Source organism: Pseudomonas sp. NFPP12 (assembly GCF_900103205.1).
Classification (GTDB): domain Bacteria; phylum Pseudomonadota; class Gammaproteobacteria; order Pseudomonadales; family Pseudomonadaceae; genus Aquipseudomonas; species Aquipseudomonas protegens.
Window position 1 is genome coordinate 523,140 of sequence record NZ_FMWW01000005.1, and the last position, 20,630, is coordinate 543,769.

19 protein-coding genes are annotated in these 20,630 nt (G+C 64.1%); 11 read left to right on the forward strand and 8 right to left on the reverse strand.

Features of this window, described 5'->3' with window-relative positions; genetic code table 11:
• Window positions 1-144: 144 nt before the first annotated feature.
• The 8 genes from tssE to BLS75_RS23600 all read left to right on the forward strand — a co-directional run bounded on the left by tssE (window position 145) and on the right by BLS75_RS23600 (window position 13,824).
• Window positions 145-660 carry a type VI secretion system baseplate subunit TssE gene (tssE, locus tag BLS75_RS23565; protein ID WP_011064258.1) on the forward strand — a complete coding sequence of 172 codons (516 nt, stop codon included), beginning with the start codon at window positions 145-147 and terminating at the stop codon, window positions 658-660.
• Entirely contained in the window at window positions 657-2,516 is a 1,860-nt protein-coding gene (gene tssF / locus BLS75_RS23570) for a type VI secretion system baseplate subunit TssF (RefSeq protein WP_011064259.1), read from the forward strand. Before tssE ends, tssF begins: the two co-directional genes overlap by 4 nt.
• Window positions 2,480-3,532, forward strand: a complete 1,053-nt coding sequence (gene tssG / locus BLS75_RS23575; RefSeq protein ID WP_011064260.1) for a type VI secretion system baseplate subunit TssG — start codon at window positions 2,480-2,482, stop codon at window positions 3,530-3,532. The genes tssF and tssG overlap by 37 nt, the downstream gene beginning before the upstream one ends.
• Window positions 3,525-6,200: a type VI secretion system ATPase TssH gene (tssH, locus tag BLS75_RS23580; RefSeq protein ID WP_072451875.1), complete on the forward strand. Its 2,676-nt coding sequence runs from the start codon at window positions 3,525-3,527 to the stop codon at window positions 6,198-6,200. The genes tssG and tssH overlap by 8 nt, the downstream gene beginning before the upstream one ends.
• Before the next feature lie 130 nt (window positions 6,201-6,330).
• The gene (locus BLS75_RS23585; protein WP_065365024.1) at window positions 6,331-8,268 is read left to right on the forward strand and encodes a type VI secretion system Vgr family protein; all 1,938 of its coding nucleotides are present in this window, start codon (window positions 6,331-6,333) and stop codon (window positions 8,266-8,268) included.
• A gap of 18 nt (window positions 8,269-8,286) precedes the next feature.
• Window positions 8,287-8,712 carry a DcrB-related protein gene (locus tag BLS75_RS23590; protein ID WP_011064263.1) on the forward strand — a complete coding sequence of 142 codons (426 nt, stop codon included), beginning with the start codon at window positions 8,287-8,289 and terminating at the stop codon, window positions 8,710-8,712.
• A gap of 9 nt (window positions 8,713-8,721) precedes the next feature.
• Window positions 8,722-13,182 (forward strand): RHS repeat-associated core domain-containing protein, encoded by a 4,461-nt coding sequence (locus BLS75_RS23595; RefSeq protein ID WP_072451876.1) that lies wholly within the window; start codon window positions 8,722-8,724, stop codon window positions 13,180-13,182.
• A gap of 15 nt (window positions 13,183-13,197) precedes the next feature.
• Window positions 13,198-13,824, forward strand: coding sequence for a hypothetical protein (locus tag BLS75_RS23600; protein WP_072451877.1), 627 nt, complete (start codon window positions 13,198-13,200; stop codon window positions 13,822-13,824).
• Window positions 13,825-13,843: 19 nt separating this feature from the next.
• On the opposite strand, the gene BLS75_RS23605 is transcribed toward BLS75_RS23600, so the two are convergent.
• From BLS75_RS23605 to BLS75_RS23635, 7 genes are all read right to left on the reverse strand, one after another.
• Window positions 13,844-14,107, reverse strand: a complete 264-nt coding sequence (locus tag BLS75_RS23605; RefSeq protein ID WP_072451878.1) for a hypothetical protein — start codon at window positions 14,105-14,107, stop codon at window positions 13,844-13,846.
• A 53-nt stretch (window positions 14,108-14,160) separates the two neighbouring features.
• Window positions 14,161-14,595 carry a DcrB-related protein gene (locus BLS75_RS23610; RefSeq protein ID WP_011064267.1) on the reverse strand — a complete coding sequence of 145 codons (435 nt, stop codon included), beginning with the start codon at window positions 14,593-14,595 and terminating at the stop codon, window positions 14,161-14,163.
• A 111-nt stretch (window positions 14,596-14,706) separates the two neighbouring features.
• Complete coding sequence (locus tag BLS75_RS23615) at window positions 14,707-15,078, reverse strand: hypothetical protein (RefSeq protein ID WP_072451879.1); 372 nt, start codon at window positions 15,076-15,078, stop codon at window positions 14,707-14,709.
• Window positions 15,066-15,590 (reverse strand): hypothetical protein, encoded by a 525-nt coding sequence (locus tag BLS75_RS23620; protein WP_053154599.1) that lies wholly within the window; start codon window positions 15,588-15,590, stop codon window positions 15,066-15,068. The genes BLS75_RS23615 and BLS75_RS23620 overlap by 13 nt, the downstream gene beginning before the upstream one ends.
• A gap of 164 nt (window positions 15,591-15,754) precedes the next feature.
• The gene (locus BLS75_RS23625) at window positions 15,755-16,030 is read right to left on the reverse strand and encodes an HU family DNA-binding protein (RefSeq protein ID WP_011064269.1); all 276 of its coding nucleotides are present in this window, start codon (window positions 16,028-16,030) and stop codon (window positions 15,755-15,757) included.
• A 189-nt stretch (window positions 16,031-16,219) separates the two neighbouring features.
• Window positions 16,220-17,368 (reverse strand): NAD(P)/FAD-dependent oxidoreductase, encoded by a 1,149-nt coding sequence (locus BLS75_RS23630; protein WP_072451880.1) that lies wholly within the window; start codon window positions 17,366-17,368, stop codon window positions 16,220-16,222.
• Window positions 17,369-17,410: 42 nt separating this feature from the next.
• Window positions 17,411-17,578 (reverse strand): rubredoxin, encoded by a 168-nt coding sequence (locus BLS75_RS23635; RefSeq protein ID WP_011064271.1) that lies wholly within the window; start codon window positions 17,576-17,578, stop codon window positions 17,411-17,413.
• A gap of 215 nt (window positions 17,579-17,793) precedes the next feature.
• Between BLS75_RS23635 and BLS75_RS23640 the strand changes: the two genes are divergently transcribed.
• A complete protein-coding gene (locus BLS75_RS23640; protein ID WP_041120419.1) occupies window positions 17,794-18,357 on the forward strand; it encodes a chorismate--pyruvate lyase family protein in 564 nt (187 codons plus the stop codon).
• Window positions 18,357-19,247 (forward strand): 4-hydroxybenzoate octaprenyltransferase, encoded by an 891-nt coding sequence (gene ubiA, locus BLS75_RS23645; protein ID WP_072451881.1) that lies wholly within the window; start codon window positions 18,357-18,359, stop codon window positions 19,245-19,247. Before BLS75_RS23640 ends, ubiA begins: the two co-directional genes overlap by 1 nt.
• A gap of 116 nt (window positions 19,248-19,363) precedes the next feature.
• On the opposite strand, the gene BLS75_RS23650 is transcribed toward ubiA, so the two are convergent.
• A complete protein-coding gene (locus BLS75_RS23650; RefSeq protein ID WP_072451882.1) occupies window positions 19,364-19,747 on the reverse strand; it encodes a COG4315 family predicted lipoprotein in 384 nt (127 codons plus the stop codon).
• A gap of 151 nt (window positions 19,748-19,898) precedes the next feature.
• On the opposite strand from BLS75_RS23650, the gene phoB reads away from it, so the two are divergent.
• Window positions 19,899-20,588, forward strand: coding sequence for a phosphate regulon transcriptional regulator PhoB (phoB, locus tag BLS75_RS23655; RefSeq protein ID WP_003177195.1), 690 nt, complete (start codon window positions 19,899-19,901; stop codon window positions 20,586-20,588).
• The last annotated feature ends 42 nt before the right edge of the window (window positions 20,589-20,630 follow it).

A 20,630-nucleotide genomic window follows, 5' to 3' on the forward strand; every position in this document is an offset into this window, starting at 1 on the left:
CCCCGTGGCGGCGACCGGCCCGGCCCTCGCGTTGCGCCTGGCGCAACGCGAGGACGGTTGGCCAGGACCGCGTCCTCGTGAGTCTTTGGTTATGCCCCTTTTCGTGACGTCATGCCTGCGCAATCCGATCCTGGAGCGAACCCCTTGGTAACCGACATCGCCGCCCGCGATCGCTTGCAACCCTCCCTGCTGGATCGTCTGACCGACGATGAACCCGGCAACCTGAAAGAAAGCCCGGACAAACGCGTGCTGTCCCTGAGCCAGCTCAAGGCCTCGGTACTGCGCGACCTGGCCTGGCTGCTCAACACCACTTCCCTGCTGGAAGCCGACGCCACCCTGCACACACCCGCCGGTACTTCGGTGGTCAACTACGGCCTGCCGGCCCTGGCCGGGTACAGCGCTTCGAGCATCGATATCCCTGCCCTGGAGGCGCTGATCCACCAGGCCATCGCCACCTTTGAGCCGCGCATCCTGCGCAGCACCCTGCGGGTACGCGCACGCACCGCGCCCGGGGAAATGAACCACAACGCCCTGAGCTTCGAGATCGAAGGCGACCTCTGGGCCCAGCCGATGCCCCTGCGCCTGCTGCTGCAAACCGACATGGACCTGGAATCGGGCCACGTACGAGTGGTGCACGCCGACTCCCGGAGGCGCTCATGAACCCGCGCCTCTTGGAGCTGTACAACCAGGAACTGCACCACGTGCGCGAAAGCGCCGCGGAGTTCGCCAAGGAATTCCCGAAGATCGCCAGCCGCCTGACCCTGTCGGGCATGGACTGCGCCGACCCCTATGTCGAGCGCCTGCTGGAGGGCTTCGCCTACCTGACTGCCCGGGTGCAGCTCAAGCTCGACGCCGAGTACCCGACCTTCACCCACAACCTGCTGGAGATCGCCTACCCGCACTACCTGGCACCGACCCCGTCGATGACCGTGGTGCAGTTGCAGGCCGATCCCGACGAAGGTTCCCTGAGCAGCGGCTTCACCCTGGAGCGCGACACCAGCCTGCGCGCCGCCCTGGGCCGCGATACCCAGACCTGCTGCGAATACCGCACCGCGCACTCGGTGACCCTGTGGCCACTGCAAGTGGCCCAGGCCGAATACTTCGGCAACCCGTCGGCAGTGCTCGGGCGCCTGGCCGCCAGCGAGCCCAGGGCCAAAGCCGGGCTGCGCCTGACCCTGCGCACCGGCGCCGAACTGCCGTTCAACAGCCTGGCCCTGGACGAGTTGCCGCTGTACCTGAACGGCAATGACGAACAGCCGTTCCGCCTCTACGAACAACTGCTGGGCAACGTCTGTGCGGTGTTCGCCCGGGCCCCGGGCGGCGACTGGGTCGAGCGCCTGCCCCCGGACGCCCTGCGCTCGCGCGGTTTCGACGACCGCGACGCGGCGCTGCCGGTGGTGCCCCAGGCCTTCCAGGGCTACCGCCTGCTGCAGGAATACTTCGCCCTGCCCAACCGCTTCCTGTTCGTCGAATTCGCCCAGCTGGGGCGCGCGGTCCAGCGCTGCGCCGGCCAGGAGCTGGAGCTGATCGTGCTCTTCGAGCGCTTCGACCAGAGCCTGGAAGGCAGCGTCGGCACCGCTCAGTTCGTGCCCTTCTGCACCCCGGCGATCAACCTGTTTCCCAAGCGCCTGGACCGTATCCACCTGTCCGACCGGGTCAACGAGCACCATGTGATCGCCGACCGCACCCGACCGATGGATTTCGAGGTCCACTCGCTGACCGCCATCAGCGGCCACGGCACCGGCCCGGAACAGCCGTTCCTGCCGTTCTACGCCGTGCGCGATCCATCCCGCTACGGCCGCGACCAGTCCTACTACATCGTCCGGCGCGAGCCGCGGGTGCTGTCCAGCGACCAGCGTCGCAACGGCCCGCGCTCCACCTACATCGGCAGCGAATCCTTCGTCAGCCTGGTGGACAGCCAGCAGGCGCCCTATCGCCACGACCTGCGCCAGCTCGGGGTCAGCGCGCTGTGCACCAACCGCGACCTGCCACTGTTCATGAACACCGGCAACGGCAAGACCGACTTCACCCTGGCCGACAGCGCCCCGGTACAGGCCATCCGCTGCCTGGCGGGCCCGAGCCGGCCGCGCCCCAGCCATGCCCACGACGGCAAGGCCTGGCGCCTGATCAGCCAGCTGTCGCTGAACTACCTGTCCCTGAGCGAACAGGGCCAGGGCGCGGCGGCCCTGCGCGAACTGCTGCGGCTGTACGGCGACAGCAACGACGCGGCCCTGCAGTTGCAGATCGAGGGCCTGCGGGAAGTCAGCAGCAAGGCGGTGACCCGGCGCCTGCCGATGCCCGGGCCGATCGTCTTCGGCCGGGGCCTGGAGATCACCCTGGAGTTCGATGAAAACGCGTTCCGCGGCACCGGGGTGTTTCTGCTCGGCGCGGTATTCGAGCGCTTCCTGGCACGTTATGTGTCGATCAACAGTTTTACCGAGACGGTGATCCGTACCACCGAACGCGGCGAGATCATGCGATGGAAAGCCAAGCCCGGACGTCGTCCGACTCTTTGAATACGCTGACGGCGATGCACGCCGAGCCCTGGGAGTACGACTTCTTCCAGGCCCTGCGGCGTATCGAATGCCTGTCGCCGCAACTGCCGCGCTTCGGTCACTCCGTGCGCCTGGCGGACGATCCGCTGCGCCTGGGACAGCAGGCCGACTGCAGCTTCGCCCCGGCCACCCTGGCCTCGGTCACCCCCGGCAGCGACGGCGCCGCGACCCGCCTGGAGCAGTTCTTCTTCGGCCTCGGCGGGCCCAACGGGCCGCTGCCGCTGCACATCACCGAATACGTGCGCGAGCGCCAGCGCAACAACGCCGACAGCACCAGCAAGCGCTTTCTCGATGTGTTCCACCACCGCCTGCTGAGCCTGTTCTATCGGGCCTGGGCCGAAGCCCGGCCGACGGTGAGCCACGATCGCCCGGACGACGACTACTGGTCGGCGCGGCTGGCGGCGCTGTCGGGCCGGGGCATGCCCAGCCTGCTCAAGCAGGGTCTGATAGCCGACACCGCCAAGCTGCACTACAGCGGCCACCTGGCGGCTCAGACCCGCTACCCGGACGGCTTGCGGGCGATCATCAGCGAGTATTTCGGCCTGCCGGTGCAGATCGAGGAATATGTCGGCCAGTGGCTGGAGTTGCCCGAACGCAGCCGGGTCGGGGTGCAATCCCATCAGCTGGGGGTGGATTTCTGCCTGGGCAGCCACGTCTGGGACCGCCAGCACAAGTTCCGCATCCGCCTCGGCCCGATGAAACTGGACGACTACCTGGGGATGCTGCCCGACGGCCAGCAATTCCAGGAACTGGTGGCCTGGGCCGCCGAATACCTGGGCTTCGAGCTGGACTGGGACCTGAACCTGGTCCTGCTCAAGGACGAAGTGCCCAAGCTGCAACTCAACGGCCGCCAGCGCCTGGGTTTCAACACCTGGCTCGGCCAACCCGGCAGCGATGCCAAGGATCTAATACTGGCCCGGCACTACGCCGACCTGGCCACTACCTCACGTACACCAAGGAGCACAGAGCATGGGTGAAATCAGTCGCGCGGCGCTGTTCGGCAAACTCAACAGCGTTGCCTACAAAGCCATCGAAGCCGCCACGGTCTTCTGCAAATTGCGGGGCAACCCCTATGTGGAACTGGCCCACTGGTTTCACCAGTTGCTGCAACTTACGGACTCGGACCTGCACCGCATCATCCGCCAGTTCAACCTGGAGCCGGCGCGCCTGGCCAAGGACCTGACCGAGGCCCTGGACCGCCTGCCCCGGGGCTCGACCTCGATCACCGACCTGTCGTCCCACGTCGAGGAGGCGGTGGAGCGCGGTTGGGTCTACGGCAGCCTGATGTTCGGCGAAAGCCAGGTGCGCACCGGCTACCTGGTGATCGGCATCCTCAAGACCCCGAGCCTGCGCCATGCATTGCTGGGGCTGTCCCGCGAGTTCGACAAGATCAAGGTCGAGACCCTGTGCGAGCGCTTTGACGAATACATCGGCGACTCGCCGGAAAACGCCCTGAGCGCCAGCGACGGCTTCAGTGCCGGTGCGGTGCCCGGCGAAGCCAGCGGCGCCATGGCCCCCAGCGCCCTGGGCAAGCAGGAAGCCCTCAAGCGCTTCACCGTCGACCTCACCGAACAGGCCCGCAGCGGCAAGCTCGACCCCATTGTCGGCCGTGACGAAGAGATCCGCCAACTGGTGGACATCCTCATGCGCCGCCGGCAGAACAACCCGATCCTCACCGGTGAAGCCGGGGTGGGCAAGACCGCGGTGGTGGAAGGTTTCGCCCTGCGCATCGTCGCCGGCGACGTGCCGCCGGCGCTCAAGGACGTTGAACTGCGCAGCCTCGACGTCGGCCTGCTGCAGGCCGGCGCCAGCATGAAGGGCGAGTTCGAACAGCGCCTGCGCCAGGTCATCGAGGACGTCCAGGCCTCGCCCAAGCCGATCATCCTGTTCATCGACGAAGCCCACACCCTGGTGGGCGCCGGTGGCGCCGCCGGCACCGGCGACGCGGCCAACCTGCTCAAGCCGGCCCTGGCCCGTGGCACCCTGCGCACCGTGGCCGCCACCACCTGGGCCGAGTACAAGAAGCACATCGAGAAAGACCCGGCCCTGACCCGGCGCTTCCAGGTGGTGCAAGTAGCCGAGCCTTCGGAAGACAAGGCGCTGCTGATGATGCGCGGCGTGGCCTCGACCATGGAACAGCACCATCAGGTGCAGATCCTCGACGAAGCGCTTGAAGCCTCGGTCAAACTGTCCCATCGCTACATTCCCGCGCGCCAGTTGCCGGACAAATCCGTCAGCCTGCTGGATACCGCTTGCGCCCGCGTCGCCATCAGCCTGCACGCCGTGCCGGCCGAGGTGGACGATAGCCGCCGGCGCATCGAGGCCCTGGAAACCGAGCTGCAGATCATCGCCCGGGAACAGGCGATCGGCGTTGCCATTGGCAGCCGCCAGGTCAACAGCGAGAACCTCCTGACTGCCGAGCGCGAGCGCCTGGCCGAGCTGGAAAGTCGCTGGGCACAAGAGAAGACCCTGGTGGACGAACTGCTGGCAACCCGCGCCCAATTGCGGGAAAACGTCGGCCTGGTGGACAGCGACGTCGGCGACGACAGCCACGGCCTGCGGGAAAAACTGGTGGACCTGCAACAGCGCCTCAGCACCCTGCAAGGCGAGACCCCGCTGATCCTGCCGACCGTGGACTACCAGGCCGTGGCCTCGGTGGTCGCCGACTGGACCGGCATTCCAGTGGGGCGCATGGCCCGCAACGAGCTGGAAACCGTGCTCAACCTGGACCAGCACCTGAAGAAACGCATCATCGGCCAGGACCACGCCCTGCAGATGATCGCCAAGCGCATCCAGACCTCCCGCGCCGGCCTCGACAACCCCAACAAGCCGATCGGCGTGTTCATGCTGGCCGGCACTTCCGGGGTGGGCAAGACCGAAACCGCCCTGGCCCTGGCCGAAGCCATGTATGGCGGTGAGCAGAACGTCATCACCATCAACATGAGCGAGTTCCAGGAAGCCCACACCGTGTCCACCCTCAAGGGCGCCCCGCCGGGCTATGTCGGCTACGGCGAAGGTGGCGTGCTCACCGAAGCGGTACGGCGCAAGCCCTACAGCGTGGTGCTGCTGGACGAAGTGGAAAAGGCCCACCCGGACGTGCACGAGATCTTCTTCCAGGTATTCGACAAGGGCGTCATGGAAGACGGCGAAGGCCGCATGATCGACTTCAAGAACACCCTGATCCTGCTCACCACCAACGCCGGCACCGAGCTGATCGCCAACGTCTGCAAGAACCCGCAGGCGGTGCCCGAGCCGGAGGAAATCGCCAAGGCCCTGCGCCAGCCACTGCTGGAGATCTTCCCGCCGGCACTGCTGGGGCGCCTGGTGACCATTCCCTACTACCCGCTGAGCGACGAGATGCTCAAGGCCATCACCCGCCTGCAACTGGGGCGGATCAAGAAGCGCGTGGAAAGCACCCACAAGGTGGATTTCGATTTCGACGACGAGGTCATCGACCTGATCGTCTCGCGCTGCACCGAGACCGAAAGCGGCGGGCGGATGATCGACGCCATCCTGACCAACAGCCTGCTGCCGGACATGAGCCGCGAGTTCCTCAACCGCATGCTCGAAGGCCGCGCCCTGGCCGGGGTGCGCATCAGCCAGCGCGACAACGAACTGCACTACGACTTCAGCGAGCCGGCCTGACCCCACGCCCTGCGCAGGAGCCGGCTTGCCAGCGAAGCGACCGCCACGGTGATGGACCTGGCGCCTTCGCGAGCACGCTCGCTCCTGCAGGGGGCTGACCTGGCACACCACGCATTCAACGAGACTGACGATGTTATTTCAGCAATCCACACGACTGGCACAGGTCAACTGCCCCCTGGGCCCGGACGTCCTGCTGCTCAAGAGCCTGGGCGGCGGCGAAGAGCTGGGGCGGCTGTTCGACTACCAGCTGCAACTGGCCTCCAGTGACGCCAACATCGACCTCAACCAGTTGCTGGGCAAGCCCATGGGCCTCAGCGTACAGCTGGACGGCGGCGGCCAGCGGTACTTCCACGGCATCGTCGCGCGCTGCAGCCAGAACATCGACACCGGCCAGTTCGCCAGCTACGAGGTGACGCTGCGCCCCTGGCTGTGGCTGCTGAGCCGCACCTCCGACTGCCGGATTTTCCAGAACCTGAGCATCCCGCAGATCATCAAGCAGGTATTCCGCGACCTGGGCTTTTCCGATTTCGAAGACGCCCTGAGCCGCCCCTACCGGGAGTGGGAGTACTGCGTGCAGTACCGCGAGACCAGCTTCGATTTCGTCAGCCGGCTGATGGAACAGGAAGGTATCTACTACTTCTTCCGCCACGAGAAGGACCGCCACGTGGTGGTGCTGGCCGACGCCTATGGCGCTCACAGCAGCGTGCCCGGCTACGCCTCGGTGCCCTACTACCCGCGAGACGAGCAGCAGCGCGAGCGCGACCACATGTTCGACTGGCACCTGGCCCAGGAGGTGCAGCCCGGCTCGCTGGAGCTCAACGACTATGATTTCCAGCGCCCCAGCGCCCGGATCGACGTGCGCTCGGCCATGCCGCGGCCCCACAGCGCCGGCGACTACCCGCTCTACGACTACCCCGGCACCTACGTGCAGAGCAGCGACGGCGAGCACTATGCCCAGACCCGCATCGAGGCCCTGCAAAGCCTGCATGAGCGCATCGAGCTCAGCGGCAACGCCCGGGGGTTGGGAGTGGGCAACCTGTTCAGCCTCACCGGCTTCAGCCGCCAGGACCAGAACCGCGAATACCTGATCGTCAGCATCCGCTACTACCTGGTCCAGGAAAGCCTGGAGAGCGGCGCTGGCGGCGGTTCGGCGCAGTTCGAGAGCCACCTGACCTGCATCGACGCCCAGCAGAGCTTCCGCCCCCTGGCCACCACCCACAAGCCCATGGTCCAGGGCCCGCAGACCGCGCGAGTGGTGGGCCCGGCCGGGGAAGAGATCTGGACCGACCAGTACGGCCGGGTCAAGGTGCACTTCCACTGGGACCGCCACGACCAGTCCAACGAAAACAGCTCGTGCTGGATTCGCGTGTCCCAGGCCTGGGCCGGGAAGAACTGGGGCTCGATGCAGATCCCGCGCATCGGCCAGGAAGTCATCGTCAGCTTCCTGGAAGGCGATCCCGACCGCCCGATCATCACCGGCCGGGTCTACAACGCCGAACAGACCGTGCCCTACGACCTGCCCGCCAACGCCACCCAGAGCGGCATGAAGAGCCGTTCGAGCAAGGGTGGCAGCCCGGCCAACTTCAATGAAATCCGCATGGAAGACAAAAAGGGCGCGGAGCAGCTGTACATCCACGCCGAGCGCAACCAGGACATCGTGGTCGAGGTCAACGAAAGCCATTCGGTGGGCAACAACCGCAACAAGAGCATCGGCCACGACGAGTACGTGACCATCGGCAACAAGCGCACGCGCATTGTTCAGCACGTGGATGAGCTGACGGTGGGCGAGAAGAAGCTCGACAGCGTCGGCCAGAGCTATGTGATCGAGGTCGGCGAGCGCCTGCGCCTGGTATGCGGGGCCAGCATCTTGGAGCTCAACGCCAGCGGCCAGATCAACCTGTGCGGGGTCAACATCAGCGTGCATGCCTCGGCCGATGCCGAGATCAATACCGGTGGCGTGCTGCACCTGAACAACGGCGGCGGCCCGGGCACCACCACCGAGGGCCAGGGTGTGCAGGGTGCCATCAGCGCCAAGGCCAAAGCCCCCTTTTCCGCCCCCAAAGGCTAATGAACGGATGCCCACGCCATGACCTATCGCCTCAATGAATTGCAGTTCCAGCTGCCTGCCGGCGAACTGCAGGACGCCTCGATCAACATCCTCAAGTTCCCGGCCCTGGGCACTTCGCTGATCGTCAGCCGCAGCCTGCTGGGGGACGGCGAAACCCTGGAGAGCAACCTGGCCAGCCAGCTGCAGCGTCTGGAGCAGCAAGTCCAGGACCTGCGCTGCCAGGCTCCGCAACCGGTGCAGCTGGGCCCGGCCCAGGACATCCAGGGCCTGGAGCTGCGCAGCCAGTTCAACAAGGGCAAAGAACAGGTGTTCCAGTTCCAGCTGGCCCTGGTGCTGCCCGGCACCCGACAGATGCTCGCCATGAGCTACGTCAAGGCACAGAAGCTCGGCGACGCGGAAGCCGCCCATTGGGCGCAGATCAAGAACACCCTGGTGCTGGGCTGAGGCAGGGCCATGTCTGACGCACTGTGGGCGGCCCGCCTGGGCGACGGGCTGGAACACACCTCGATGATGGCCGACATTCTCGGCGGCGTGCTGGAGGTGGCGGCCAACGTTGCCATCGGCGCCCTGGCGACCATGGCAGTAGCCGCGGCGGCAGGCATCACCGTGGCCACCGGCGGCCTCGGCGCCTGTGTGCTGGGGCTGGTGGTGGGCGTCGTCGTCGGTGTGGTCATGAGCAAGACCGGAGCCGACAAGGGCCTGAGCAATTTATGCGAGGGCATCGCCAACGCCCTGTTCCCGCCCTCGATCCAGGCCACCATCGCCAGCGGCTCGAAAAAGGTCCTGACCAACAACAAGCCGGCGGCCCGCGCGGCCGGCATCGCACCGCCGACACAGATCAGCGGCGACGGCGCCGAAGAAGGCGAAGCCACCGACACCCCGTCGGCAACGCCCGAGGAAGGGCCCGGTTTCCTCGACATGGCCAAGGAGTTTTTCTCGCAGATGTGGCGGCCCACCGTGGCCTCCCCGGCGCCAGGCTCCCAGACCAAGGAACTGGATCTGGTGACCTGCACCAAGCACCCGCCGATGCCGGTGCAGTATCTGGCTGAAGGCTCGGAAAAGGTCAGCATCGACGGCCAGCCGGCAGTACGCAGCGGCGACCGCAGCACCTGCGATGCCAAGGTAGTGTCGGCCGGGCCTATCTCCCCGAACGTGACCATCGGCGGTGGCTCGGTGGTGGTGCGCGAGATCCGTAGCGGCAAGACCCCGGGGGTGGGCCTGGCGGTGACCGTGCTGATGATGCTCAAGGGCGGCAAGGGCAAGTTCCTCAGCAACCTGCCGTGCATGCTGATGGCCGGAGTCAATTCCTTTGTCGTCAGCCAGGCCACCAATGCTTTGACTCAGGCCGTCGTCGCCTCGACCCACCCGGTGCATGCAGCCACCGGGGCCAAGGTGCTCGGAGCCGACGACGATCTGGATTTCACCCTGCCCGGGCTGATGCCCATCGAATGGCAACGCTTCTACAACAGCCGCGACGAACGTCGTGACGGCCTGCTCGGGGCCGGCTGGAGCTTGCCTTACGAGATCAGCGTCCAGATCGAGCCCCACCCCGAAGGTGGCGAGCGCCTGCTCTACATTGATGAGCAAGGACGCCGCATCGACATGGGCTCCATTGCCCTGGGTGCAGGAGCCTTCAGCCCCGGTGAAGGCTTGAGCGTGCGACGCAACGAGAACGGACAGTTGCTGATCGAAAGCAGCGACGGTATCTACCGTCTGTTCGAGCCGCTGCCGGGCGACTCCTCGCGGCTGCGCCTGAGCCAACTGGGGGACCGCAACGACAACCGTCTGCACCTGGAGTACGACTCGTCCGGACGCCTCTGGCTGCTGCGTGACACCTTTGAACAGGCGCAGCTCGAACTGAGCTACAGCACGCTCTGGCCCGGTCGGATTGCCCAGGTCGAACGGCTGTACCCCGACCAGCAACGGGAAGTGCTGGTCAGCTACGACTACGATGCGGCAGGAGACCTGGCACAGGTGCGCGATAGCGAAGGCCAGGTACAGCGTCGCTTCGCTTATGACGCCGGCCACCGGATGATTGAACATCAATTGGCCACCGGGCTGCACTGCTTCTATCAATGGACACAATTTGCCGACCAGCAGTGGCGAGTGACGCGTCACTGGACCGACGAAGGCGATAGCTATCAGTACGACTATGATCTGGAGGCGGGAATCACCCAGGTCACCGACAGCCTGCAACGCCTCAGCCGCCGCCGCTGGAACAGCCAGTTACAGATCGTCGAGTACACCGACAACCTCAACCAGACATGGGCCTTCGAGTGGAACGATGAGCGCCAACTGCTCAGCGCCACCGACCCCTTGGGAGGGCGCTATGCCTATAGCTACGACGAAACCGGCAACCTGATAGCCGAGACCGATCCTCTGGGGCACAGCCATTCGACCTTGTGGCTGGAGCACTGGTCGCTGCCACAGACCCTGACCGATCCCGCCGGAGAAAGCTGGCACCTGCGCTACGATCCCCGGGGCAACTGTATCGCCGAAGTAGACCCGCTGGGCCAGGTGACCCAGTACCGCCATGACGCGCACGGCCAGGTGGTGGAGATCATCGATGCCGCGGGAAGAAGCCGGAAGATGCGCTGGAACTCGTCCGGGCAACTGCTTGAACACCTGGACTGCTCGGGCTATCCAACCCGCTTCGAATACGATCGACGCGGCAACGTGAAAGCCATCATCGATGCCCTTGGCGAGCACACCCGGTTCCATTACGACTGCCAGGGACGGTTGCTGAGCAGTCAACTGGCCGATGGGCGCGCCGAGCATTTTCAACGCAGCAGCAACGGCCAGCTACAGGGCTACACCGACCCTTCCGGCTACACCACGCTCTACCAGTACAACCGGCGCGGGCAGATACGCCAGCGCATCGACGCTCACGGCCGACAGGTCCGGTTCGACTATGACGCGTACGGACGGCTGCTGGCGCTCACCAACGAGAACGGCGAAAGCTATCGCTTTGCGTGGGACGCCGGCAACCGCTTGAGCGAACAGCAGGACCTCGACGGCAGTGCCAAACGCTATGGCTATGACCTGCTGAACAACGTCGTCGAACTCCAGTCCCACCCCGCCCCTTATGGCACGGGGCTGAGCGCCGTGCCCGCGCAACCTATCGCGCCGATCATCCACCGGTTCGAACGCGATGCCGTGGGACGGCTGCTGGCCAAAATCACAGACGATGGCCGCAGCCAATACACCTACGACCCCTTGAACCAACTGACCGCCGCCAGCTTTACCGACAACCTCGGCAACCAGCAGGCACTGAGTTTCAGCTACGACGCCCTGGGCCAATTACTCGAAGAACACACCGTGGCCGGCAGCCTGATCCATCGATACGACGAACTGGGCAATTTGACTCAGACCCAGCTACCGGACAAGCGTTGGCTCAACCGGCTCTATTACGGCAGCGGCCATCTGCACCAGATCAATCTCGATGGCCAGGTAGTCAGCGACTTTCAACGTGACCGCCTGCACCGTGAGGTGCTGCGCACCCAGGGTCAGATCAGCACTCGCAGCGAATACGACCGTTGTGGCCGCCTGCGCGCACGCCTGCAGCATTCCAGCCTGCTGGCAAACACCTTGCCAACAGCCCCGGAGCGACACCTGGAGTACGACGATAGCGATAATCTGGTGGGCCTGGCCGAACGACATGCCACCGGGCAACATCGGCAACTGTTCCATTACGACGCGACCGGGCGAATCATTGCCAGCCAGGACGGCCTGCAGGGCCAGAAAGAAACCTTCGCCTATGACGCCGCCGCCAATTTGCTTGATGGCCCGAAGGCGGGCGCCGGGCTGGTGGTGCACAACAAATTGCTGACCTACCAGGACAAGCGCTACCGCTACGATGCCTTCGGGCGAATGATTGAAAAACGCAGTGGTCGGCGAGGCGTGCAACGTTTTGCCTACGACGCCGAACACCGGTTGATCGAAGTGCGCAATCAGACCTCCAGCGGCGAAACCCTGGTCAGGATGCGCTACGACGTCTTGGGTCGCCGCATCAGCAAGAGCGAGTACGACAGCCAGGGCAACCTTCTGGGTGAAACGCGATTCGTCTGGGATGGCCTGCGGCTGCTGCAGGAACAGCGTAATCAACAGACCAGCCTCTATGTCTATGAAGACCTGGGACATGCGCCCCTAGCGCGGGTCGACGGCCTCGGCGCGCAGCAGAAGATCCGCTACTACCACAACGACCTGAATGGCCTGCCTCAACAGCTTTGCGAGCCTGACGGCCATAGCGTCTGGCAGGCCCGCTATCAGGTCTGGGGCAACACTGTCGAAGAAATACGCGAGCCCTACTACATCGAGGAACAGAATCTCAGGTTCCAGGGCCAGTACCTGGACCGCGAGACTGGATTGCACTTCAACACATTCCGTTTCTACGACCCGGATATCGGGCGCTTCACCACGCCGGACCCCATCGGCCTGGCCGGAGGCTTGAACCTTTATCAGTACGCTCCCAACCCAATCGGTTGGATCGATCCGCTGGGCTGGATCTGCAAATCGGCCTACAGCGGCAGAAGGGGCACTACAAAAGCCAAAGCGGACCTCGAGAGGAACGGTTTCACTGTGGTAGGTGAAGAATTAACCATGAAGGTCAAACACCCTGTCACCCAGAAGTCCTATCGCATCAGGGCAGATATCATCGCCAAGGACAAAGCCGGCAACTACCACGTGTTCGAAGTCAAAAATGGCAGCGGCAAACTGACCAAGAACCAACAGGGATCGGGAATGTTCGACATGAGCAATCCGGCCAATACGAACGGTGGCCTGGGCGGTGGCATGATCAAACCGTCGGGCGCTACCCAAGGCCAGTTCGAAGTTGCGACCAAAACCGCCAGAGGTACCCAGTTCGGTGGCAATGGCGCACAGCATTCGGCCACCTTCTGGCTTCTTCGCTATTGAACGAGTAATCGAGAAATGAAAGCAGACACCAAGGAATTGCGCAGCAACTTTGAAAAGGCGCTCCAGCTTTTTTTGAAGAGCGAGCTCTCGGGTTACCCCGGAGTAAAAGTCACCAAGAACAAAGTGGTGGTTGCACAGAAAGAATCGGGCGCCGTGGCGACCCTGCATTTCGAATACCTGGCCAACACTCGCGCCTACGAAATCATCATCTTCGTCGAACACCCGGCCCTGCAGGCCGAGATCGACCAGATAAACCCGCCCTACCCGTCCAACCTGGCCAATCCGAAATTTATCTACAGCTTGTCGACGGTCAGTGAAAAAGCTGCCTGCCCGCTACTGCCCGTGACAGAGCAAGGTATTGAAAATACCTGCCAGGTGATTCTGCGCCAGCTCCAGGATGTTCACCTGCCTATTCTGTTCAACCTCTTCAACGTCAGCCCCGCGCTGGTGAGCGATGTCATAGACAGGCCAAAGTATTACTCCTATCCGGTCCCACTGATTTTCATCGCCTTGAAAACCAACAAAATCAAACCGGACGACGAAACGCTAGCGAAGATCATGAGCGAGCAGACCCTGGGCTACACCGGTCATCAGGACCTGAAAGAGTCGTTCAACAAGCAACTACTGGCAGCACTGAACTGAGCGCCTGCTGGAGGCCGGGTCAAATCGCCGAGCCGCGATTCTTGCCCGGCCTGATGATCAGCAACGCGTCCAGCTCGCGCTTTCTGGCGCGGCTGACGAACGCCAGCGCGGCCTGCAGATCCTGTTCGAACAGTTCGAAGGTCGCGCGCTCGATGGCGTAGTACTCCTCGTAGTCGACCACCCCAAGGCTCACCGGAAAGGTCAGGTAGTACTGGCCGGTGGATTCCTCGATGCCCATCGAGAACATCTCCTCGCGACTGACGAACAGATCGTTGAACTTCATGCGGTTCCTAGAGTTCGGCTACCGGGCAATGCGCCTCAGGGCAGGTTGACCGATCAGGCTTTCGAAGGCTGCGGCTTGAGGCTCTGCATGGCCTGTTTCCAGGCCGGCTCATGATGCACCAGGTCGTTGACCGTGGTGGTCAGGGTGGTGATCAGCACGGCCGGCTTACGCTCGATGAAGACCTGGCGCAGCATCAGCTCGCGCCCTTCGCGTTTCCAGCTGTAGTCCAGCAGCACGGCGGCATGGCCTTGCATGTCGAAGTCCCAGCGCTTGATCAGGTTGAAACCTGGCAGTTGCTGCTCGGCAGCATTCAGCTGCGCGGCGACATAATCGGCAAAGGCGGCGTCGCCCTGGCTCGGGTCGCGGCTGATGACGAAGCTGGCTTCCTGGGCACCGCCAACGGCTGGCAGCTTGAAGATATTGATGCTCTGGTCCTGCCAGGCGTCAGGAATATCGAGATCGGCTTCTTGAATGCGGTAGGTGGACAAGAGTTTGGCGTTCCATGCTGAAAGGGTGATTCGGAGAGTGGCAAATATTCAGGCAACGGCCGGCAACAATCAAGGAACCACTCGGCAACTCTGCGCAGCGGCCGTGGCCCCTCAACGCGCTTCCAGGCAGGACGCGTAGGCACGGGCGAAGCCTTGATCGAACTTGAGGGCCTGGGGCTCTTCGGGGTCGATGCTGACGTTCCACAGGGCCTGCTGCGGCACGTCGTAGCGGACCCAGCCGATGGTCCCGCTGCCGGAGGTTTCGTAGAACAGCTGCAGGCTCAGCTGGTCGCCATCGTCGCGGTCGATCAGCAGCTTGAGGTGCTCCGGGGTGGTGAAGTCGCGGTAGGGGAAATCGCTGCTGCGCACCAGTTCGGTGAGGTAGCCGTAGCAACCCTTGCCCGGGTTCGATTCATCCGCCAGGGCGGGCGTGGTCGCACAGGCGATCAGCAGGCCCAGGCCTGCCAGGTTCAGGTACCGCATGATTGCCCCTTGAGGGTGAGGGTTTCGACCTGGTCGTTCATCTCGATGCGCGCCAGCACCTGGCGGTCGTGAGACTCCTGGTACTCGCTGAAATTGTTGCGCTTGAGGATGTTCAGGGTGACCCGGATATGAGCGCCGGTGTTCTGGTACTCGCTGCGTTCCAGGCCCTGGGCGGCGCCGGTGAGTTCCACCAGCTGGCCGGCGGTCTTGAGGTAAAGAAAGCGCTGGTCCACTTCCACCAGCAGGCGCGGAGCCTTGGGCGCTACGCTGTAGTCCTCGCGGGCCAGGGAATAGCCGCAGAGCCAGGCGCCGGAACTGTCGTATTTCTGGCTGTGGAACCAGCTGAGGGCCTCGCGATAGCCGATCTGCTCCAGTCGCGAGTCGTTGCCGGCAGCGGCCGATGACAGGCCAAGGCTGAACAGGCAGCCCACGACCAGGGCAACTAAACCGGGGCTTGCCAGGCCGTGCAGCAGGGCGGCCCATGAAAGGGGGCTGTCAGTGGGGCGGGTCATCCTTGGCCTTAGATCAAAAATCGAACGATCGCGCATCCTAGCCACGCCAAAGCGGCTTCGCAAGAACATCCGCGGGCAAACGGCAGGCAAAAAAATAGGCACCCGATGCGCTCGGCGTGCCTATTTCCCCTGCGTGCTCCCGCTGCCGGGAGCCCGCTCAATGCTTATGGGTTGACGCTGTCTTTCAGCGACTTGCCCGGTTTGAATGCCACGGTGTTGCTGGCCTTGATCTTTACCGGCTCGCCGGTCTGCGGGTTCTTGCCGGTGCGGGCGCCACGGTGGCGTTGCAGGAAGGTGCCAAAACCAACCAGGGTGACGCTGTCTTTGCGGTGCAGAGCCCCGGTGATCTCTTCAAGAATGGCGTTGAGCACGCGATTGGCCTGCTCTTTGGTCAGGTCCGCTTTTTCAGCAATGGCTGCGGCGAGTTCTGGTTTACGCATAGTGTGAAGCCTCTTTGACGGTTTTTTGTTGTTATGTCCGTGCTGTTCACGGGAACAGCGCCCAAGGCGCCGCAGGCTCTACGCTGCGGCAGACGGGTGTGAGGATGGCACGCGCTTGAGAGTGGCGCCAGTCTCCCCGCGACCTTTGTGAGGGCAAGAACCGGGTTATTCCGACAGAACGACCGGTATTTAAGCCAGCAGCGCAGGAAGTTCCTTGTTCAGGGCCAGTTTTTCCATCACCGCGGCCCCGGTCAGGGCGTAGCCCAGCAACTGGCCTTCGGCGTTGCGGCACAGGACCTTGATGTCGGCCCCCTGCCCTTCTGCAGTCCATACGCCTTCGGCGCCACGGGGCGGCGGCGACACCACCAGGGGGCAGACCGGAGTCTTGACGGTGATCGGCATCGGCCCGTAGCTGACCGCCGTCGGCTTGCCCGCCAGGGTCTGCGCCAGCGCCCGGGCGCAGCTCATCAGCGGCATCACGTACAGCAGGTTGAGACCGTCGACCTCGGCGCAATCGCCCAAGGCGTAGATATTGGCGTGGGAGGTTTTCAGCTCGCGGTCCACCACCACTCCGCGATTGACCACCAGCCCGGCGGCAGCCGCCAGGTCGATGCGCGGGCGCAGGCCGATGGCCGAGACCACAAGGTCGCAGGCGATCACCTGGCCATCGGACAGGTGGGCTTCCAGACCGTCGGCGCCGCGCTGCAGGCGGTTGAGCACCGGGCCCAGGTGGAAGCGCGCGCCCAGGCTCTCCAGCCCGGCCTGGACCGCCGCCGCTGCGGCCGGGTGCAGCAGGGTCGGCATCACCTGCTCGCAAGGTGCCACCAGGTCCACGCTGTAGCCGCCAAGGATCAGGTCATTGGCGAACTCGCAGCCGATCAGCCCGGCGCCCAGCAGCAGCACCCGACGCTTGCCGGCCGCGGCGCTGCGAAAGCGCGCGTAGTCTTCCAGGTCATTGATGGGGAAAATCAGTTCGGATGCGTCGCCCTGCACCGGCACCCGCACGGTTTCCGCGCCCCAGGCCAGGATCAGGTCGCGATAGGCCACCGCTTCCTCGCCGATCCACAGGCGCTTGTGGCCCGGGTCGATGCCGCTGATGCGGGTGTGGGTGCGGACCTCGGCCCTGAGCTGCTCGGCCATGGCGCCGGGCTCGGCCATGCTCAGGCCGTCGGCGTCCTTGTTCTTGCCGAAGCCGGTGGACAGCATCGGCTTGGAGTAGGAACGGCCATCGTCGGCAGTGATCAACAGCAGCGGCGTCTCGCTGTCGAGCTTGCGAAACTCCCGGGCCAGGTTGTAACCCGCCAGGCCCGTCCCCACGATCACTACCGGTGCGCTCATTCCCTGCTCCTTGTTATTGGTTGTTCAAGCCACAAAAGTCGATCAAGCGATCTCGATCATTTCGAAATCCATCTTGCCCACGCCGCAGTCCGGGCAGAGCCAGTCCGCGGGCACATCTTCCCAACGGGTACCCGGCAAAATACCGTCGTCCGGCCAGCCTTCCGCTTCGTTGTAAATCAGGCCGCAGACCACACATTGCCACTTTTTCATTGATGCATTTCCTCAAGGGTTCAGGCTTCGCCGGTGGGTCGGTCGATGGATCGACTCTAGAAGGCCACGCTGATCAGCGTCCGGCACTGGGGTTTTTTACTGATCACTACCGGCAGATGCAAGCACGTTCGTGCCGCCGGGCGTCCTGGATCAATCAAAACCGGCGATCGCCATGCTAAGCTCGCCGCCTCATTTGCTGCCAATACTGACCCACTGTGCCGCACTCAATGCCCCCCGCCCCGGCCCCCACCTGGCTGGTGCAAAGCCGTTTGTCCCCCTTCCCCGGCGCAGCCGTTGCCAACTGGCTGTTCGATGAAGGGTCGCTGACCCGGCGCCTGACCCGGCTGTCCCACAACGCCTTCAGCGTCACCCCGCTGGTGCAAGAGTGGCAAACCCTGCGCAACGACGAATGCGCCGCCCTGGGCCTGCCCGAACAGAGCGAAGGCTGGGTGCGCGAGGTGTACTTGCGCGGGCACGGCCAGGCCTGGGTGTTCGCCCGTAGCGTCGCCGCCCGCAGCGCCCTGCTCGAAGGCGGCCTGAATATCGACGAACTGGGCAGCCGCTCCCTGGGCGAGTTGCTGTTCTGCGACCAGGCCTTTACCCGCCAGCCCATCGAAGTCTGCCGCTACCCCCGGCACTGGCTGCCCGCCGCCGTTGCCGACAACGGCCTGTGGGGCCGTCGCTCACGCTTTGACCGAGGGCCCCTGAGCCTGCTGGTGGCGGAAATCTTCCTGCCCAGCCTGTGGACCGCCATAGACGCCCGACCGGAGGCCTGCTGATGTACCTGAGCCTGCTCAAATCCCTCAATCGCCTGCACCCGCGGGCCTGGGACTTCCTGCAACTGGCGCGCATGGACAAGCCCATCGGCATCTATCTGCTGCTATGGCCAACCCTGGTGGCGCTGTGGATCGCCGCCGAGGGCCAGCCGTCCCTGAGCCATGTGCTGATCTTCACCTTCGGGGTGGTGCTGACCCGCGCCGGCGGCTGCGCCATCAACGACTTCGCCGACCGCAAGGTGGACGGCCAGGTCAAGCGCACCGACCAGCGGCCCCTGGCCACCGGCAAAGTCAGCGCCAAGGAGGCCCTGATACTGTTCGCGGTGCTGATGGGCGCCGCCTTCCTGCTGGTGCTGTGCACCAACGCCACCACGGTCTGGCTGTCGTTCGGCGCCCTGGCCCTGGCCGCCTGCTACCCCTTCATGAAGCGCTACACCTATTACCCGCAGGTGGTACTGGGAGCGGCGTATTCCTGGGGCATCCTGATGACCTTCACCGCGCAGAACGGCGAACTGCCGGCCACCGCGTGGCTGCTGTACATCGCCAACCTGCTGTGGACCGTGGGCTACGACACTTACTACGCCATGACCGACCGTGACGATGACCTGAAAATCGGGGTCAAGTCCACGGCTATCCTGTTCGGCGATGCCGACCGGGTGATCATTCTCACCCTGCAGGGCTTGTCCCTGGGCTGCCTGCTGCTGGCCGGGGCACGGTTCAATCTGGGGGGCTGGTTCCACCTGGGGCTGGCGGTGGCGGCGGCGTGTTTCGCCTGGGAGTTCTGGTATACCCGGGATCGCGACCGGATGAAGTGCTTCAAGGCCTTCCTGCATAACCACTGGGCGGGCCTGGCGATCTTTGTCGGGGTGCTGCTGGACTACGCGTTGCGCTAGACCGTCAAGCAAGGCCCTATGGGCCTTTTCGCAGCTTCACGATGGCTCGGCAGCGGCTACAGAGATCGGTGTAGCCGCTGCCGCAAGCTGCCAATGGCCCGGAGGGCGGCGGGAGGTCAGTCGGATTTCGCGACCTTCCAGGCGCCGTCCATCTTGCCTTCGCCGGTCATGTCACCGGCCTTCTTGTCCATCACGAAGCCGTACAGCGGCTTGCCGTCGTAGGCCCACTGCATCTTGCCGTCGTCACGCTTGACCACCGTCCACTTGCCCATGGCCTTGTCACTGCCCTCGGCCATCAGCGGCGGCCAGTTGGCAGCGCATTTGTCATTGCACATGGACTTGCCGTCGGCATCCTTGGCAAAGGTGTAGAGGGTCATGCCCTTGTGGTCCACCAGCACGCCGTCCTTGCTCATTGCCGGGTCGGCGGCCATGGCGAATGTCGGCAGGGCCAGGACAGCGCCTACCAGCAGGACTTTCAACGATTGCTTGAACAGAGTCATGGAAACCTTCTTTTGTGGTTGTCAGGAATCGGACTCAAAGCTTAGTCCACGAAGCAGCACCCCGCCCCGCGACCTGAAATACTGTCACACGACTGCAATAATTCCGTTATCTAATGCGGCGCAAGACAGTTAAATGACAAGAGGTTCAAGCATGGTTGGCAGAAGCATTCTGATCGTTGACGACGAAGCGCCTATTCGCGAAATGATCGCCGTTGCGTTGGAAATGGCCGGCTATGACTGCATGGAGGCAGAGAACTCTCAGCAGGCCCATGCCATCATCGTCGACCGCAAGCCGGACCTGATCCTGCTGGACTGGATGCTGCCCGGCACTTCCGGCATCGAGCTGGCGCGGCGCCTCAAGCGCGACGAGCTGACCGGGGACATCCCGATCATCATGCTCACCGCCAAGGGTGAAGAGGACAACAAGATCCAGGGCCTGGAAGTCGGCGCCGACGACTACATCACCAAGCCGTTCTCCCCCCGCGAACTGGTGGCCCGCCTCAAGGCCGTGCTGCGCCGTGCCGGCCCTACCGATGGCGAAGCGCCAATCGAAGTCGGCGGCCTGCTGCTGGACCCCATCAGCCACCGGGTGACCATCGACGGCAAGCCCGCGGAAATGGGCCCTACCGAATATCGCCTGCTGCAGTTCTTCATGACCCACCAGGAGCGTGCCTACACCCGTGGCCAGCTGCTGGACCAGGTCTGGGGTGGCAATGTGTACGTCGAGGAACGCACCGTGGACGTGCATATCCGCCGGCTGCGCAAGGCCCTGGGCGATGCCTACGAGAATCTGGTACAAACCGTGCGCGGCACCGGCTATCGTTTTTCCACCAAGGCCTGACGGCAGCGGCAAGCGACAAGCGGCACGCCGATGAGTGACCGC